The sequence below is a fragment of the Niallia circulans genome (assembly GCF_003726095.1).
GTDB classification, from domain to species: Bacteria; Bacillota; Bacilli; order Bacillales; family Cytobacillaceae; genus Niallia; species Niallia circulans_A.
The window spans coordinates 4,292,622-4,309,822 of record NZ_CP026031.1; the positions used below are offsets into that span (position 1 = coordinate 4,292,622).

Consider the following 17,201-nt stretch of genomic DNA (forward strand, 5'->3'; position numbering starts at 1 on the left):
CGATGAAATCTTATTATGTTAAGCGCTTTTTCTCGATGGTCGTAACGTTATGGGTCATTATTACGATTACTTTCTTTTTAATGCATTTTACACCAGGTTCGCCATTTAATGATGAAAGAACGACGAATGATGCGATTCAGAAGAATTTAGAGGAGCAATATCATTTAGATAAACCGCTCATTGTTCAATATGGTATGTATTTAAAACAAATAGCAACCTTTGACTTTGGCATATCGATAAAAAAATCATCGCAAACAGTAAATGAAATGATTGGAAGAGGATTTCCTGTTTCCTTTGAGCTTGGTATGGTTTCCTTAATAGTTGCGGTTATTTCAGGGATAACGCTTGGCGTGATTGCTTCCCTTAAACACAATGGGGTCATTGATTATATAGCGATGACAATAGCGGTAATAGGAATTTCTATTCCTAACTTTGTTTTAGCAACCATGTTGATTCAACAGTTTGCGGTTCATTGGAAGATACTCCCGACAGCGACATGGTCGAGCTGGAAGCATATGATTCTCCCAACGATAGCACTTGCGACAGGTCCAACCGCCATTATTGCTCGGTTAACAAGAACGAGTATGCTAGAAGTATTAACACAAGATTATATAAAAACAGCTAGGGCAAAGGGACTTTCTCCATTCAAAATAATTGTCAAACACGCACTGCGCAATGCTCTTTTGCCAGTTGTAACTTTATTAGGTGCTTTGGCAGCCAGTATTTTGACTGGTACCTTCGTGATTGAAAAAATATTTGCGATTCCTGGTATGGGGAAATACTTTGTAGATAGTATTAATAATCGTGATTATCCTGTTATTATGGGGACGACCATTTTTTACAGTACCATTTTAATTATCATGCTATTCCTCGTTGATTTAGCATATGGCATATTGGATCCGCGAATAAAACTTCAGAAGAAGGAGGGCTAGCAATGGGCTTACGTCAAGAAACAATGTATGAAAAAAAGGACGATATTGCTCTTGATGAATGGTTTGTACCAATAGAGAGACAGCTTGGGGAGGCTGAAGCCGTTGTTCGTCCAAGCCTATCCTATTGGCAAGAAGCATGGAGAAATCTTTGGAAGAATAAATTAGCGATGGGAGCATTTTTTTTCTTAATTTTATTAATTATTATGTCTATCATTGGACCGATAATTTCTCCCCATTCGATTTCGGAGCAAAAGCTTATTAATCAAAATCAGCCGCCTTCTTCTGAATATTGGTTTGGGACAGATAGTCTTGGCAGAGACGTCTTTTCAAGAACCTGGTACGGGGCCAGAATATCGTTGTTTGTTGGGATTGCTGCTGCCGTCATTGATTTTTTGATAGGAGTTGCTTACGGTGGGCTATCGGGATACAAGGGTGGCAAGATGGATCACGTCATGATGAGAATAGTAGAAGTACTATATGGACTCCCATATTTATTAATCGTTATTTTAATGTCTGTTGTGATGGGGCCGGGGCTAGGATCTATTATTATTGCCTTGTCTATTACAGGATGGGTTGGAATGGCCCGCATAGTTAGAGGACAAGTTCTGCAAATAAAAAACTATGAATTTATTTTAGCATCGAAAACTTTTGGAGCTAAAACTTACAGAATAATTAGAAAAAACCTTCTTCCAAATACAATGGGCCCGATAATTGTTCAAATGACTTTAACAGTTCCCTCTGCAATATTTGCAGAAGCGTTTTTAAGCTTTTTAGGGCTTGGCATCCAAGCACCTTTAACAAGCTGGGGAGTTATGGCAGATGAAGGATTATCTGCTATTTTAACAGGTCATTGGTGGAGGCTGTTTTTTCCAACCTTATTTATATCGCTTACGATGTTTGCTTTCAATGTATTAGGGGATGGACTCCAGGATGCTCTTGATCCAAAGCTGAGGGGTGGAAAATAATGACGGCAATACTAGAAATCCGTAATCTACATGTTTCTTTTGCGTCTTATGGAGGAGAGGTAAAAGCGGTAAGAGGAGTAAATTTTTCGTTGCAAAAGGGGGAAACTTTAGCCATTGTTGGAGAATCTGGCTGTGGAAAAAGTGTTACATCGCAAACGATTATGCGATTAATTCCGAGTCCGCCAGGAAGAATTACAGATGGCTCTATTTTATATAAAGGGATGGATCTCACCAAGCTGAAAGATGAAGACATGAGAAAAATTCGCGGTGCCGATATCTCTATGATTTTCCAAGACCCAATGACAGCTTTAAATCCTACGCTGACGATTGGAGATCAGATTATGGAAGGGATTAAACAGCACAAGCAGATTTCCAAAGCAGAAGCAAAAGATAAGGCGATTGAAATGCTTACATTAGTTGGCATCCCTAATCCCGAAATGCGATTGAAACAATATCCTCACCAATTTAGCGGAGGGATGAGACAGCGAATAGTGATCGCGATGGCATTGATTTGTGAACCAGAGATTTTAATTGCAGATGAGCCTACAACAGCTTTAGATGTAACAATCCAAGCGCAGATTTTGGATTTATTCCGAGAGATTCAACAAAAAAGAGAAGTATCCATTATTCTAATCACACATGATTTAGGGGTAGTTGCTCAAGTAGCTGATCGTGTAGCGGTTATGTACGCAGGAAAAATAGTGGAGATGGGCAATAGAAGAGATATTTTCTATTCTCCCCAGCATCCATATACAAAGGGTCTGCTAAATTCTGTCCCGAGATTGGATCAGGAAGGTGAGCTGGTGCCAATAGACGGAACTCCTCCAGATTTATTTTCTCCGCCAAAAGGCTGCTCTTTTACGGCAAGGTGCCCGTATGCAATGGAGGTGTGCAAAAGAGTATACCCGTCAAAAAGTAATTTGAGTGCTCAACATCAAGTCAATTGCTGGCTGCAGGATGAGCGGGCAAGACGGGTATTGCACACGATTTAAAGATTGGAAGTCTTCGGAATATAGTTTTTAGCTATTTTTTGACTTTAAAGGAAAAGTCATTTTATAGATTACGAGATGAAAACGAAGTGGGGGGAATATGATGAAAAAGATAGCAATCAGTTTTTTGGCTATGATTATAATTTTTTCACTTGCTGCTTGTACAGCCAATAGTGATGCAGGAAAGGAAAAGGCGGCAGGGGAAACGAAAGAAAAGGTATTAAATTTAAACAATGGACAAGAGCCTAGTTCTTTCGATCCGCCAATTGGTTTTGATAGTGTTTCATGGACAGCTTTAAACAATTTAATGGAGGGCTTAACGCGATTGGATAACAATCATGAGCCTCAAGCGGCTATAGCTGAAAAATGGGATGTGTCAGAAGACGGAAAAGTATATACGTTCCATTTAAGAGAGAATGCAAATTGGTCTAATGGAGATCCAGTTACTGCAGGTGATTTTGTCTTTGCTTGGAAACGATTGTTAAATCCAGATACGAAATCGCCAGCTGCTTTCCTTGGTTATTTTATTGAGGGGGGAGAAGCATATGCAAACGGAGAAGGTTCAGCAGAGGATGTAAAACTTAAAGCAGTTGATGAAAAGACGCTTGAAGTTACCTTAACAGCCCCACAAGCTTATTTTCTAAATGTTATCACTAATCCTGCATTTTTTCCGATTAATGAAAAGGTAGCGACAGAAAATCCAAAATGGTTTTCAGAGGCAGACTCATTTGTAGGAAATGGTCCATTTAAATTAACTAAATGGGAGCATGACAGCTATTTTGAAATGGAGAAAAACGAAAAATATTGGGATGCTGATACGGTTAAGTTAGATAAAATACACTGGGCAATGGTGGATGATTCCAATACAGAATATCAAATGTTCCAAAATGGGGAATTGGATGTTTCTGATGTTCCAGCAGAATTAAGTGAGCAGTTATTTAGTGAAGGAAAGGTTAAAGTAGAAGACCAGGCAGGAACGTATTTTTATCGATTTAATGTGACAAAAGAGCCGTTCACAAATAAAAATATTCGTAAGGCTTTTGCTTTAGCTGTTGATCAACAGCAAATCGTCGATTATGTAACAAAAAATCAAGAGAAGCCTGCCTATGGCTTTGTTTCATATGGATACTTGGACAATGACGGGAATGATTTCCGTAAAACGAATGGAGATTTAATAAAGACAGATGTGGAAGCAGCAAAGAAATTGCTTGAACAAGGAATGAAGGAAGAAGGATATACAACTTTGCCAGAAGTGACGCTTACTTATAGTACAAGTGATACACATAAAGCAATAGCGGAAGCCTTACAAGCAATGTTTAAGGATAATCTTGGCATAGACGTCAAGCTTGCCAATATGGAAGCAAGCGTCTTTACGCAAGAACAAACAGCTTTAAAGCTGCAATTATCCAGAAGCTCTTTCCTTGCAGACTATGGAGATCCGATTAACTTTCTTGAAAACTTCCAATCTGGTTTGGCAATGAATAGAACAGGTTGGTCAAATGCGGAATATGATCAATTAATTAAAGAGGCTAAAAATGAATCGGATGAAGCAAAACGCTTTGAATTAATGTATAAAGCAGAAAAATTACTGTTGGATGAGGCACCAATTTTCCCAATTCATTTCTATAACTATGTGTATTTACAAAACGATAGTGTGACGGGAATTGTTCGTCATCCGGTTGGATACCTTGAATTAAAATGGGCAGATAAAAAATAAGAAGAGAGCAGAAGGGATGAACAAAAGGCATCCCTTCTTTCCTTAAAACATTAAAAAAATGAAAAAAGAAAGGGATAATAAAAAGTGATAAAGCCGGAACGTTTAAAAAAAGGAGATACCATTGCCGTTATTGCTCCAGCTAGTCCGCCATCGTCCGACACTTTACAGAAAGGTATCCATTATTTAGAAGAGGAATTAGGGTTAAAAGTAAAGGTTGGACAACATGTTTACGATCAATACGGTTATTTAGCAGGAGAAGATGAAGCTAGATTAGTAGATTTAGAAAATGCGTTTTTAGATCAAGAAGTAAAGGGGATTTTCTGTGCCTGTGGAGGATATGGAACCGCTAGATTAGCAGGTCAAATTAACTATTCCATCATTGCTCAAAATCCGAAGATATTTTGGGGCTACAGTGATATAACGTTTCTGCATACTGCAATCTTTAATAGAACAGGATTGGTTACTTTTCATGGTCCGATGCTTTCATCGGATATTGGAATGGAAGACTGTCATCCTTTATCGAAAGCTCTATTAAAACAATTATTTCAACCGCAGGAAATGATGTATACAGAAGAATACTCGAACTTGGATATTTTAGTAGAAGGAAAGGCCGCAGGACAGATAACAGGAGGAAACCTTTCTCTTATCACAAGTTCAATCGGTACTTCTTTTGAAATAGATACTAAAGCAAAAATTCTACTGATAGAAGATATAAATGAAGAGCCGCGATCAATAGACCGAATGCTTAATCAATTACAGCAAGCTGGAAAGCTGACAGATGCTGCCGGAATTATTATTGGTGATTTTCATCAATGTCTTCCCAAAAGAGACAAGTCGCTTGTGTTAGACGAAGTGATTGACCACTATATTCAAAAAGCGGGGAAACCAACCATGAAGGGATTTAAAATAGGACATTGTTCGCCACATATATCAATTCCGCTAGGGGTTAATGCGGAAATAAATACGAATGAAAAAGTACTAATGATTGATAGCGGCGTGGAATAAATTAGAAGAAGTAAAAGCTGGAGAGTAAGTTAATTGGTATAACACCACCAGAAAACAAGATTTTAAAAATAAGGATGATACATAGTGAAAATAACTAAAATCGAAACATTCCGTGTAGCAGTTCCATTAATTAAACCTTTTAAGACAGCATTACGAACCGTAACGATTGCTGAGTCTGTATATGTAAAGATTATATGCGAAAACGGAATTGTTGGTTGGGGAGAAGCACCGCCGACTTTAGTAATAACAGGAGACAGTCTAAAAAGCATCGAAGCATCCATTCATGAAGTGTTCAAACCTTATTTATTGAGCAAAAGCATTTTGCAGCTCGAATTATTGCTTCAAGGAATCCAGCAAATACTGGTTGGAAATGTGAGTGCAAAAGCCGCGATTGATATGGCTCTATATGACTGTTTTTCCCAATACTGTAAGCTGCCGCTTTATCAATTATTGGGTGGATATAATAATACATTGGAAACAGATTATACAGTTAGTGTTAATGACCCGGTAGAAATGGGAGAAGACGCAATGAGCTATGTTAAACAAGGGTTTAATGTATTAAAGATTAAAGTGGGAAAAGATGAAATACAAACAGATATTAATAGAATAATAGAGATTAGAAGAAGAGTAGGAAGTGAAATTAAATTAAGACTGGACGCTAACCAAGGCTGGAGTCCGAAAGAGGCAGTTGTAGCTATAAGAAAAATGGAGGATTTAGGACTTAACGTCGAATTAGTGGAACAGCCAGTTAAAGCGGATGATATACAAGGTTTAAAGAAGGTAACTGATTCAGTAGATACATTAATTATGGCTGATGAGGCTGTATTTACTCCCCAGCAAGCCTTTGAGGTGCTGAAAACACGCAGTGCAGATTTAATTAATATTAAATTAATGAAATCAGGGGGTATCTACCGTGCCCAGGTTATTAATCATTTAGCTGAAGTTTCAGGAATGGAATGTATGGTCGGAAGTATGATTGAAACTAAATTAGGGATAACTGCTGCGGCCCATTTTGCAGCAAGTAAAAAGAATATAACTCGTTATGATTTTGATGCACCGCTGATGCTGGCCCGAGACATAGTAGATGGCGGTGTTCAATATGACGGAAGAAACATCATTTTATCTAAGCAATTTGGTTTGGGGATAAATCATATTCTTGTACACGAAAAGGAGAATGTGGGATGACGAAATATGATGTGAGAATAGTGGATGTTCCTGTTGCTACCCTCTGGACAACTGAATATTCAGCCAGAGAAATAGACGCAGGGGCAATTGATAATCCGTGTGACATAAAGAGCTGGATTGCGAGTCTTGATTATGAAAAAGGACTAGAGCTTTGTACAGAGAACTTAGTACAATCACAAGCATTGTATGGGCAAGAGGTATATGTATTGGATGAAAAAGGCGACTGGGCATATGTAGCATTGCCCAATCAAGCAACTCGGAAAAATCAGCTTGGCTACCCGGGATGGATACCTAAAAAACAATTGGTGAAAAAGGAAGGTTATTCTTTACAAAGTGGACCGATTGCAGTGGTTGAAGCATTTGCAGCAGAGTTATGCAATCGCAATAAAGATGTGATATTGCCATTATCCTTTCAAACGAGACTCCCGCTAAAAAAACAAGAAGGAGAATGGGTTCAAGTGTCGACACCTTCTGGGGAAGGGTGGATTAGAGCAGCGGATGTAGTCGTTTATCCCTCTTTTCAAGATGTCCGCAAAGGAACAGGGAAAGATATAGTAAACCAAGGGGAGCGATTTTTGAAACTAGACTATTTATGGGGCGGCATGAGTTCGTTCGGTTATGATTGCTCTGGTTTCAGTTACAGTATGTGCTTAGCAAATGGGTATTTGATACCGAGAGATGCCAGTGAGCAAGCAGAGGCAGGGAAAAAAATCCCTTTAAAGGAAATTGAGCCAGGAGATTTATTGTTTTTTGCTTACGAGGAAGGGCAAGGGTATATCCACCATGTAGGTATTTATTATGGAGAAAATAAATTGCTTCATTCCCCAAAAACAGGAAAGACAATCGAAATTATTCCTTTAGAAAATACAATCTATGAAAAAGAATTATGTGTAGCAAGAAGATATTGGGAATAAGGAGAGAGTGGTATGACACAGCAGGTTCTATTGAAAGTAGAAAATGTATCGAAGCATTTTGAATTAGAGAAGAATACGACATTACAAGCTGTATCCAATGTATCCTTTTCTATCAAGAAAGGAGAAACATTTGGTATTGTCGGTGAATCGGGCTGTGGAAAATCGACATTAGGCAGAACGATTATGGGATTATATAAAGCATCGAATGGGCAAGTTTTATACAATGATATCAATATGGGAAGTATGTCTGAAAAGGATAATTTTTCATTTCGACGAAAAATGCAAATGATTTTTCAGGATCCCTATGCTTCGTTAAATCCTCGTTCCACGGTTCGCGAGATTCTAGCAGAGCCTTTAGAAATTCATGGAGTCTATCGAACAAAGGAAGAAAAAAATGCTCGTATAGATGAGTTATTAGAAAGTGTAGGGCTGAATAGAGAACATGCCAATCGTTTTCCCCATGAATTTAGCGGGGGACAAAGACAAAGAATTGGCATTGCGAGAGCATTAGCCTTAGAGCCGGAATTTATCATTGCAGATGAGCCGATCTCCGCACTAGATGTTTCTGTGCAAGCACAAGTAGTAAATCTATTAAAAAGGCTGCAAAGAGAAAAACAATTAACCTATCTATTTATAGCCCATGATTTATCGATGGTAAAGCAGATCAGTGATCGAATTGGTGTCATGTACTTAGGGAATTTAGTAGAGTTAACAGACAGTAAGGCATTGTATTCCAATCCCCTACATCCATATACACAGGCGCTTCTTTCTGCTATTCCTATTCCAGATCCAGATATAGAAGACAAAAGAGAAAGAATTATCTTAAAAGGAGAATTACCAAGTCCAGTTGACCCGCCAAGTGGTTGTGTTTTTCGAACCCGCTGTCCCCATGCGATGGATATTTGTGCCAATGAAAAGCCAGCTTGGCAAGAGCGAGAAAATGGCCATTTTGTAGCCTGTCACCTTTATTAGGAAATAACACGATGAATATGGAGAAATTAAGCAAGCGCATAGATAAAATTGTGCAGGAATATGAGGGAGAAGGTCATTTAGGGATAGCGATTGAATGGAAGGAGCAGAGTTTTCTTCTAAATGAAAACGACATTTTTCCAAGTGCTAGTCTCATTAAATTACCAGTTTTGATTGAAGGCTTTATGCAGAGCTCAAGTGGAATATTAGATTTGGAGGATTTAGTAAAGGTTAATAGCCTCCAAAAAACAGGGGGAGCGGGTATTGTTCAATACATGTCTCCGCAAAGTCGTTTATCGATTCGCGATTTACTTACTTTAATGATAATTGTTTCGGATAATATGGCAACCAATTATTTGATTGAGCGACTTGGTATGGACAATGTGAATAAAAGGTGTCAACAGATTGGGATGTCATCAACCATTCTGCAGCGAAAAATGATGGATCGAGAAGCGCGAGAAAGAAAAATCGAAAACTATACCTCTCCTCAAGATATTCTCCGATGTTTAAAGTCGATTTATAACGATAAAAATCAGAGTGAGAAGACAATCTTAGATCATCAACAACTTCTTGATAAACTGCCGTATTACCACAGAGAGAATAGTGGTATTAGAATTGCTAATAAAACGGGAGAATTGGATAAGGTGGAACACGATTGTGCCATCATAGAGCACGAGGATGAAACGATCTTTATTGCGGTTTTAACAGATCAGCTTACAGCTAATCAGAAGGGGAAAGAAATAATCCAATTAATTGGAGCCAGTATTTTTGAATGTCTATATGATAAAAAAGTCTGAACGGATGGTGCAGCACCATAAGGCAGACTTTTTTTGCGTGAATCAAATCAGAAAGGTGCACGAAATAAATTCTTGTAAATATGTGAAACAGTCTTGAATGAAATCCTAGTACAAATTATAATAAATAATGAAAATCATTATCAATTATGTAATTTGTAAAGAAATAGATATATCTTTGATCTTCGAATAAAGAAGGAAATAACCGCGGAAAATAGCAAAAGAAAATGACTCTGAATTTATAATAAAACTTCTAGAAAGTAAGTGAGGGAGGGGAGAAGAATGGACATACTGTCTACAGATCAACTCAAAATTGGATATGAAGATAAAATTATTGTTGATGATTTGAATTTACGTGTAAAGGAAGGGGAAATCACAACCATTATCGGGCCCAATGGCTGTGGGAAGTCCACGATATTAAAGACTCTTGCTCGAATCCATAAAGCAAAGGCAGGGTTTATATATCTAGACGGAGAAATGATACACAAAATTCCTACCAAAAAAATTGCCCAAAGAATGGCAGTGCTTCCTCAATCACCGGACGCACCGAATGGATTAACGATTTATGATTTAGTTTCCTATGGTCGTTCCCCTCATCAAAGAGGATTTGGGCGATTAGGAGAGAAAGATAAAGAAGTGATAAATTGGGCATTAGAAGTAACGGGTTTAACAGAGCTGAAGGATCAAGAAGTTGATACATTATCAGGTGGTCAGCGTCAAAGAGCGTGGATTGCGATGGCGATTGCGCAGGAAACAAATCTTCTGTTATTAGATGAACCGACAACGTATTTGGATATGGCTCATCAATTGGAAGTACTGAAATTGTTAAAGAAATTGAATGAAGAAGAAAATCGAACAATTGTGATGGTTATTCATGATCTGAACCATGCAGCAAGATTTTCTGATCATATGATCGCAATGAGAAATGGTAAATTGATGAAAGAGGGAACAGCGGAAGAGGTAATGACAGAAGAGGTTCTAAAAGAAGTTTTCCAAATAGATGCTGTTGTCGTAAAGGACCCTAGAACGAATAAGCCTGCTTGCCTCTCTTACGACTTATTACACCAAAAGGAAAGAGAATTAGTAGCATTTGCTAAGTAATAGATAAAAGATTACTTAGCTTTTTTTATGGAAACTTGTCTTATCCTTATTTTTAGCATGAAGAGAAGTGTTTTCTCATATAATGGGATTGAGTAACATTTCACATAAATTTGCTTATTATCGTCGTACCTATTTATAATTTTGGTATACTATTAGAATAGTGTAGTCAGAAATATGTATAGAAGGTTGAGATTAATGAATAAAAATATATTATTAAAAAAATTTCTTGAAATATTGCCTAAAGAAAGTGTAAAAATGGATGAGGCGTTAAATAAATATACGTACACTAAAATTGGTGGAAAGGCTGATTTTTTACTTTTTCCGCTAACATATGAACAATTACAGTCAGCGTATAAATTAGCCCTTACTCAAAATGTGCCAATCACGATATTAGGAAATGGTTCTAATGTGTTGATTAGAGATGGCGGAATTCGTGGAGTTGTATTTAATTTAACTAAACTTGAGGGAATTTCTCTTGCAGGAAATAAAGTGATTGCCCAAAGTGGTGCGGCGATTATCGAAACCTCTAGATTTGCATTAGAGCATTCCTTAACTGGATTGGAATTTGCTTGTGGAATTCCAGGTTCTGTCGGTGGAGCGTTATATATGAATGCGGGAGCTTACGGTGGTGAGGTTGCTGATGTATTGGAATCAGCAAAAGTATTAACGAAAACAGGTGAAATTCAAACTGTAACAAAAGAGGAATTAGAACTTGGCTATCGTACTAGTAGTATTGAAAAAAATGGCTGGGTAGCGTTAGAAGGAACTTTTTCTCTGCAAACAGGAGAGTATGCAGAAATTAAGGCGAAAATGGATGAACTTACTTTCTTGCGTGAATCAAAACAACCGTTAGAATATCCATCATGCGGGAGTGTCTTTAAAAGACCACCTAACCACTTTGCAGGGAAACTAATTCAAGATAGCGGTCTTCAAGGAACGAAAATAGGTGGTGCACAAGTTTCGACGAAACACGCAGGGTTCATTGTGAACGTAGAAGATGCTACAGCTAATGACTATCTATCCTTAATAAAACATGTCCAAAAAACAGTAAAAGAAAACTTTAACGTCGAGCTTGAGACAGAAGTTAGAATTATTGGTGAGGAATAATAGTTTGTTCTGCTTTATTAATAAGACGAAAGGGACATCGGAAGAAGAGTTAATCTTTTTCTGATGCCCCTTTTTGGTGATTATTTTAAATCTATTTTCCGCAAAAATAACCGCATTAATAGATAGAGAAGATATCCTATTATCGCACCAAAGACATTAAGAATGAAATCATCTATATCTGCAGTTCGATCAACAGTAAAGAAAAATTGGATTAGTTCAATGGAAAGAGAGCAGAGGATAGCAAGTCCTATTGTGATCAATGCTTGAAAATGTTTTTTATATAACATAGGCAGTATAAAACCAAAGGGAATAAACAAGATGATGTTGCCTAAAGTGTATAACATCCAAAAGAAAGGCGGCTTATATTTATATTGATACAAAATTTGAACATATGGTGTAATATTCATTTTTCCTTCCGTTATGGTTGGTGGAGTGAAGTGAAAAGGAGCTAAAGTCACATAAGCAACAGTCAGCAAATAAAAGAAAAATAGATTGGGCAGAATCTCTTTAGAAAAAATGACTGAATTTCTTTCGTTCTTTCGTTGAAGTCGGAAATAGACCCATAACGGCACGGCCAGGATAAGAATAAAAGGAAAATTTAGTCGCAATTGAACTCCACTTATCGACCATAATGTAATAAATAGAAAGAGAAAAATGATAACAAAGATTCCACTTTTTAATACATGCACAGATAATCGAAGTCCTTTCATTAATGTTTGTTCTCCTAAAAGTATATGAAGCTTGTTTGAAAATAGAATACAAAGCGAATTGCTTTACTCTTATTAAAGAAAAAAGCATACTAGGAGTGAAAGAAAACAGTTGTCTATATACTAATGAAGGAGATGAATCTTTTGAGTAGTAAAGTTCAAATCGGTCAAACGGCTATGCATGTTACGAAGCTAGGATATGGTGCAAACTCTGTCGGTGGTCATAATTTATTTCCAAATTTAAATGATGAAACAGGAAAAAATGTCGTAAGAAATGCGTTGGATGCTGGGATTGATTTTCTTGATACAGCTTATGTATACGGATTAGGGAGATCAGAGGAATTAATTGGAGAGGTGCTGAAGGAAAGAGGCAACCGCCAAGATATCGTTCTGGCAAGCAAAGCTGCTCATAAATTAGTAGATGGCAAAATTGAACTTGATAATAGCAGAGAATTTTTACGTAAAGCGGTAGAAGATAGTTTAAAGCGTCTGCAAACAGATTATATTGATTTATTTTATGTTCACTTTCCAGATGGAGTTACTCCTATGGCTGAGGTAGCAGGAACATTAAAAGAATTAAAGGATGAAGGAAAGATTCTTGCAGTTGGTGCTTCGAATTTAGATGCTGAACAAATAAAAGAATTTAACCAAGATGGTTATTTAGAGGTATTCCAAGCAGAGTATTCTTTATTTAAAAGACAAGCAGAGGAAATATATTTACCATATTGTGTAGAAAACAATATTAGCTTTATTCCGTATTTTCCATTAGCTTCTGGATTATTAACCGGGAAGTATTCGAAGGATTCGATCATCAGCGGCGGAAAAGAAAATAATCCACTTTTCCAAGGAGAAGTATTTGTTCGCAATGTAGAAAAGGTGGATCAATTAAAGCAAATGGCTGAATCTAAAGGCTTTGATGCAACACATTTTGCACTAGCGTGGCTGTTAGAGCAGCCTGCGGTTGATGTAATCATTCCAGGGGCGAAATCAACTGAACAGCTTAAGAATAATCTTCGAACATTGGACGTATCATTAACAGAAGAAGAAGTGAAGAAAATTAGTGAGATATTTGCATAAGAGATTATATCTCTAAGGTGTGGATAAACTGGAGAAAATAATGTTATCAATAAAAAAGCGATGAAGGGATATAAAACTTCATCGCTTTTTTATCGGGATTTTTACAACAGTTGAAAATAGGATAAGAAAGATGATGTTATTTTAATATAGCTTTATATTGAATTTGTATCAAGAAAAGGGAAAGAAACCTAAAGAATAGAAAGAATTTCTTGTTAATTTTTCTGACATGGAGTGTTAGATGGATGTTGATATAACGATGTTTTTCCTTTTTCTAGCAAAAACTAAACGAAGTTATTTTATCTGAATAATCGAAAGAATAAATTATACCAATTTTGTTATCATAGTGTTACAATAAGTAAAAGTTTAAATATACAGATTTTTCGATTTAGTCGGATAATTGGAGGGGTAGAAGTGACACAATTGAGAAGTAATATGATTAAGAAAGGATTCGACCGGGCTCCACATAGAAGCTTACTACGTGCAGCTGGTGTAAAAGAGGAGGATTTTGACAAACCGTTTATTGCAGTAGTCAATTCATATATTGATATTGTTCCAGGGCATGTCCATTTACAGGAATTTGGAAAAATTGTAAAAGATGCAATAAGAGAAGCAGGCGGAGTTCCCTTTGAAATGAATACAATTGGGGTAGATGATGGAATTGCAATGGGACATATCGGCATGCGTTATTCATTGCCAAGCCGTGAAATTATTGCGGATTCTATTGAAACAGTAGTTGCAGCACACTGGTTTGACGGGATGGTTTGTATTCCTAACTGTGATAAGATCACACCTGGAATGATGATGGCTTCTTTACGATTAAATATTCCTACTATTTTTGTAAGTGGAGGACCGATGAAAGCGGGAGTCACTAGTGATGGCAGAAAGATCTCCTTATCATCCGTTTTTGAAGGTGTAGGGGCTTTCCAGTCAGGTAAAATTGATGAAGGTGGACTAAGAGAATTAGAACAATTCGGCTGTCCGACATGTGGATCTTGTTCTGGCATGTTCACAGCGAATTCCATGAACTGTTTAGCAGAAGCTCTAGGTCTTGCTTTACCTGGAAATGGGACAATTCTTGCTGTAGCACCAGAGAGAAAGGAATTTGTAAAGAAATCTGCGAAACAGTTGATGAATCTAATAAAAGAAGATATCAAACCGAGAGATATTGTTACAGAAAAGGCAATAGATAATGCGTTTGCACTAGACATGGCACTAGGTGGATCCACTAATACAGTACTTCATACATTAGCATTGGCCCATGAAGCAGGTGTTGAGTATCCTCTTGAAAGAATCAATGAGGTAGCATCTAGAGTACCTCATTTATCAAAGCTTGCGCCTTCGTCTGATGTACATATTGAAGATCTGCACGAAGCAGGCGGTGTGTCAGCAGCGCTATACGAATTATCGAAAAAGGAAGGAGCTCTCCATTTAGATACGTTAACTGTCACAGGAAAAACACTTGGAGAAAATATCGCTGGGTGTAAAGTGAAAGATTATCAAGTCATTCGACCAATTGATGATCCTCATACTCAAACAGGTGGATTGGCAGTCCTATTTGGGAATTTAGCTCCTCAAGGTGCTATTATTAAAACAGGTGGAGTCCAAAATGGCATTCAACGACATGAGGGGCCAGCTATTGTGTTTAATTCACAAGATGAAGTGCTGGAAGGATTAGTAAAAGGAAAAGTGAAGGAAGGACATGTTGTCATCATTCGCTATGAGGGACCAAAAGGAGGACCTGGTATGCCGGAAATGCTGGCACCAACTTCCCAAATTGTTGGAATGGGTCTTGGTCCAAAAGTAGCGCTGGTAACAGATGGGCGTTTTTCTGGGGCTTCTCGAGGTATTTCTATTGGTCATGCTTCTCCTGAGGCAGCCGAAGGAGGACCATTGGCATTTGTAAAAGATGGCGATCATATTGTCATTGATATTGAAAATCGTACAATGGATGTTGTTGTTCCAGAGGAAGAATGGGAACAAAGAAAAGCAGAATGGAAAGGTTTTGAGTCGAAAGTAAAAAGCGGCTACTTAGCACGTTATTCGAAGCTTGTGACATCTGCGAATACGGGAGCAGTATTAAAGTATTAATTTGAACTGTTCATTATAGAATAAAAGCAGGCTGGATTCGTGTCCATCCTGCTTTTATGAATTGAAATGAAGCCGAGCTATTCTTTTACTAAGTCTGTTTTCCTTTTGGGATCCATGCTTTGTACTTGGAGGATATCTAAAAGAAATACAAACACAGGTATACCAATGATTAATCCCCATACTCCAAAGAAATGCTCTGAGAAGATAAGGACGATAAAAGTGAAAAATACAGGTAAATTTGTTTTCGAAGACATTAGCTTCGGGTTAAGTATATAAGCTTCGATCGCATGAATGATACAAACAAAAATAATCAAAATAATGATATAGGGGTATCCACCAATGGTATATCCAATCGTTAATAAGGGAATGAGGGAAATAATAACCCCAGCCACTGGAATAAGACCAAGAACAAATACCATAAGAGATAATCCTAGTAATTGAGGAAAACTAAGTATCCATAATCCGATTGTCGTTAAAATGCAATTTACTAAAGCGATGATAACCTGTGCTTCTAATACTTTTCCGAAAGTTAACACAAATTTTTTACCGAAAAATTCCATTTCGTTATAAAAAGGAGCTATTTTACTTGTGCGGAAGTTTTCTTTATATTTAATCAAACGGGGCTTCTCTAACAGGAAGAAGAAGCTTAAGATAATAGCTAGTATGAATTGTAAACTTAGGGAACTAATACTGGAAAAATATTTGACGATAATGCCCAGCCCTTGTTCCAAATAGCTGTTTATTTGTCTTTCTTGAATAATGGAAACAATATAATTTAAGACAGCATTATCATGTGGACGAGAGTAAAAATCCATTAGTTGTCTAACTAATGCCGTTATTTCTTCCACCAACATTGGCAAATATTTAATAAAGCTATAAGAAAGTAATCCGATCGTTATGAGATAGAGGATGCTAACTATAACGTTTCGTTTTACGTGAATTCGCTTAGAAATAATTTTTTCCATACGATCCATTAAAAATGAAAGAATAAAGGTAAAAAGCATTAAATTAATCATACTTCTAAGTGCATAGATACCCAGAATCATGAAAGCAAAGATGAAAAACCTTTTTACACTTTTACTTGTAAGAAAATTGATAATTGTTTCCACTCCATTTCCCCTTTTTGATATATTTTCTCTTTTCCGTCTATCTTCCTATATTTTAACCTAAATTGAATTTTAATCATATAAAAAAGCCGACATTTTTGAAAATTTAGCAAGATAAAAAGCGTGTGCAAAATATATTGGAAGTATTTTGCTTGAAACTTTTCTCCTTAGACTTATATAATTAATTAAGTATAACTAAAACGTTATGGTTAGGAGGAGAAGCGATGGGGCTGTGAATTTAAGAATTGGTGATTTAGCAAAAGCTACTGGTGTGGCAAAAAGAACCATTGATTATTATACAAACCTTGGCCTTCTTCAAGCAGAGCGTTCCCAAACTAATTATCGTTACTATAGTGAAGAACAAAATTGAACAAATAAAGTAAGAATACAAAAAGAGTAAGCTTACGCTGGAGGAAATGAAGGAACAATTAAATAATCAGCAAGTGCATTCCATAGGTATTAGGAACTGAGAGCAAATAGGAAGAGTCTAAGTGATAAAATTCATTAGACATTAGATGCTTCCCTATAGAGACGTACAGGCTCAA

Annotated in this window: 15 protein-coding genes and 1 pseudogene; 14 read left to right on the top strand and 2 right to left on the bottom strand. The window is 37.0% G+C overall.

Features of this window, described 5'->3' with window-relative positions:
- Positions 1-2: 2 nt before the first annotated feature.
- The 11 genes from C2I06_RS20640 to murB all read left to right on the top strand — a co-directional run bounded on the left by C2I06_RS20640 (position 3) and on the right by murB (position 11,678).
- Entirely contained in the window at positions 3-932 is a 930-nt protein-coding gene (locus C2I06_RS20640) for an ABC transporter permease (RefSeq protein WP_095331121.1), read from the top strand.
- A gap of 2 nt (positions 933-934) precedes the next feature.
- The gene (locus tag C2I06_RS20645; RefSeq protein ID WP_163185700.1) at positions 935-1,897 is read left to right on the top strand and encodes an ABC transporter permease; all 963 of its coding nucleotides are present in this window, start codon (positions 935-937) and stop codon (positions 1,895-1,897) included.
- On the top strand, positions 1,897-2,889 hold the full coding sequence (locus tag C2I06_RS20650; RefSeq protein ID WP_095331119.1) for an ABC transporter ATP-binding protein: 993 nt from the start codon (positions 1,897-1,899) through the stop codon (positions 2,887-2,889). Before C2I06_RS20645 ends, C2I06_RS20650 begins: the two co-directional genes overlap by 1 nt.
- Positions 2,890-2,989: 100 nt before the next feature.
- Positions 2,990-4,603, top strand: coding sequence for a peptide ABC transporter substrate-binding protein (locus tag C2I06_RS20655; protein WP_095331117.1), 1,614 nt, complete (start codon positions 2,990-2,992; stop codon positions 4,601-4,603).
- A gap of 84 nt (positions 4,604-4,687) precedes the next feature.
- Complete coding sequence (locus tag C2I06_RS20660) at positions 4,688-5,608, top strand: S66 peptidase family protein (protein WP_095331115.1); 921 nt, start codon at positions 4,688-4,690, stop codon at positions 5,606-5,608.
- Positions 5,609-5,692: 84 nt separating this feature from the next.
- Positions 5,693-6,793, top strand: a complete 1,101-nt coding sequence (locus C2I06_RS20665; RefSeq protein WP_095331113.1) for a dipeptide epimerase — start codon at positions 5,693-5,695, stop codon at positions 6,791-6,793.
- Entirely contained in the window at positions 6,790-7,707 is a 918-nt protein-coding gene (locus tag C2I06_RS20670; RefSeq protein WP_123258767.1) for a C40 family peptidase, read from the top strand. The genes C2I06_RS20665 and C2I06_RS20670 overlap by 4 nt, the downstream gene beginning before the upstream one ends.
- 12 nt (positions 7,708-7,719) lie before the next feature.
- A complete protein-coding gene (locus tag C2I06_RS20675) occupies positions 7,720-8,679 on the top strand; it encodes an ABC transporter ATP-binding protein (RefSeq protein ID WP_095331110.1) in 960 nt (319 codons plus the stop codon).
- A gap of 11 nt (positions 8,680-8,690) precedes the next feature.
- Complete coding sequence (locus C2I06_RS20680; RefSeq protein WP_123258768.1) at positions 8,691-9,473, top strand: serine hydrolase; 783 nt, start codon at positions 8,691-8,693, stop codon at positions 9,471-9,473.
- Positions 9,474-9,752: 279 nt separating this feature from the next.
- Positions 9,753-10,571, top strand: a complete 819-nt coding sequence (locus C2I06_RS20685; protein WP_095331107.1) for an ABC transporter ATP-binding protein — start codon at positions 9,753-9,755, stop codon at positions 10,569-10,571.
- A gap of 195 nt (positions 10,572-10,766) precedes the next feature.
- A complete protein-coding gene (gene murB, locus C2I06_RS20690) occupies positions 10,767-11,678 on the top strand; it encodes a UDP-N-acetylmuramate dehydrogenase (protein WP_095331105.1) in 912 nt (303 codons plus the stop codon).
- Positions 11,679-11,758: 80 nt separating this feature from the next.
- Here the strand turns inward: murB and C2I06_RS20695 are convergent, their stop codons facing one another.
- Positions 11,759-12,388, bottom strand: a complete 630-nt coding sequence (locus C2I06_RS20695; RefSeq protein WP_123258769.1) for a VanZ family protein — start codon at positions 12,386-12,388, stop codon at positions 11,759-11,761.
- A 174-nt stretch (positions 12,389-12,562) separates the two neighbouring features.
- Between C2I06_RS20695 and C2I06_RS20700 the strand changes: the two genes are divergently transcribed.
- Together C2I06_RS20700 and ilvD are read left to right on the top strand one after the other, a co-directional pair.
- Positions 12,563-13,462: an aldo/keto reductase gene (locus C2I06_RS20700; RefSeq protein WP_235973216.1), complete on the top strand. Its 900-nt coding sequence runs from the start codon at positions 12,563-12,565 to the stop codon at positions 13,460-13,462.
- 411 nt (positions 13,463-13,873) lie between these two features.
- Positions 13,874-15,550, top strand: coding sequence for a dihydroxy-acid dehydratase (gene ilvD, locus C2I06_RS20705; RefSeq protein WP_095331102.1), 1,677 nt, complete (start codon positions 13,874-13,876; stop codon positions 15,548-15,550).
- A 77-nt stretch (positions 15,551-15,627) separates the two neighbouring features.
- Here ilvD and C2I06_RS20710 read toward each other — a convergent pair whose 3' ends face one another.
- On the bottom strand, positions 15,628-16,659 hold the full coding sequence (locus C2I06_RS20710) for an AI-2E family transporter (RefSeq protein ID WP_095331100.1): 1,032 nt from the start codon (positions 16,657-16,659) through the stop codon (positions 15,628-15,630).
- Between the two features lie 202 nt (positions 16,660-16,861).
- Here C2I06_RS20710 and C2I06_RS20715 point away from each other — a divergent pair.
- Positions 16,862-17,014 (top strand): annotated as a pseudogene (locus C2I06_RS20715) (MerR family DNA-binding transcriptional regulator); the annotation flags it as partial.
- Between the last annotated feature and the right edge of the window lie 187 nt (positions 17,015-17,201).

What these genes read in the sequence shown, in the direction of transcription:
- C2I06_RS20655 (WP_095331117.1), top strand. Translation starts at nt 2,990, where the DNA reads ATGAAAAAGATAGCAATCAGTTTTTTGGCTATGATTATAATTTTTTCA.
- C2I06_RS20645 (WP_163185700.1), top strand. Translation starts at nt 935, where the DNA reads ATGGGCTTACGTCAAGAAACAATGTATGAAAAAAAGGACGATATTGCT.
- murB (WP_095331105.1), top strand. Translation starts at nt 10,767, where the DNA reads ATGAATAAAAATATATTATTAAAAAAATTTCTTGAAATATTGCCTAAA.
- C2I06_RS20700 (WP_235973216.1), top strand. Translation starts at nt 12,563, where the DNA reads ATGCATGTTACGAAGCTAGGATATGGTGCAAACTCTGTCGGTGGTCAT.
- C2I06_RS20650 (WP_095331119.1), top strand. Translation starts at nt 1,897, where the DNA reads ATGACGGCAATACTAGAAATCCGTAATCTACATGTTTCTTTTGCGTCT.
- C2I06_RS20695 (WP_123258769.1), bottom strand. Translation starts at nt 12,388, where the DNA reads ATGAAAGGACTTCGATTATCTGTGCATGTATTAAAAAGTGGAATCTTT.
- C2I06_RS20670 (WP_123258767.1), top strand. Translation starts at nt 6,790, where the DNA reads ATGACGAAATATGATGTGAGAATAGTGGATGTTCCTGTTGCTACCCTC.
- C2I06_RS20685 (WP_095331107.1), top strand. Translation starts at nt 9,753, where the DNA reads ATGGACATACTGTCTACAGATCAACTCAAAATTGGATATGAAGATAAA.
- C2I06_RS20680 (WP_123258768.1), top strand. Translation starts at nt 8,691, where the DNA reads ATGAATATGGAGAAATTAAGCAAGCGCATAGATAAAATTGTGCAGGAA.
- C2I06_RS20675 (WP_095331110.1), top strand. Translation starts at nt 7,720, where the DNA reads ATGACACAGCAGGTTCTATTGAAAGTAGAAAATGTATCGAAGCATTTT.
- C2I06_RS20640 (WP_095331121.1), top strand. Translation starts at nt 3, where the DNA reads ATGAAATCTTATTATGTTAAGCGCTTTTTCTCGATGGTCGTAACGTTA.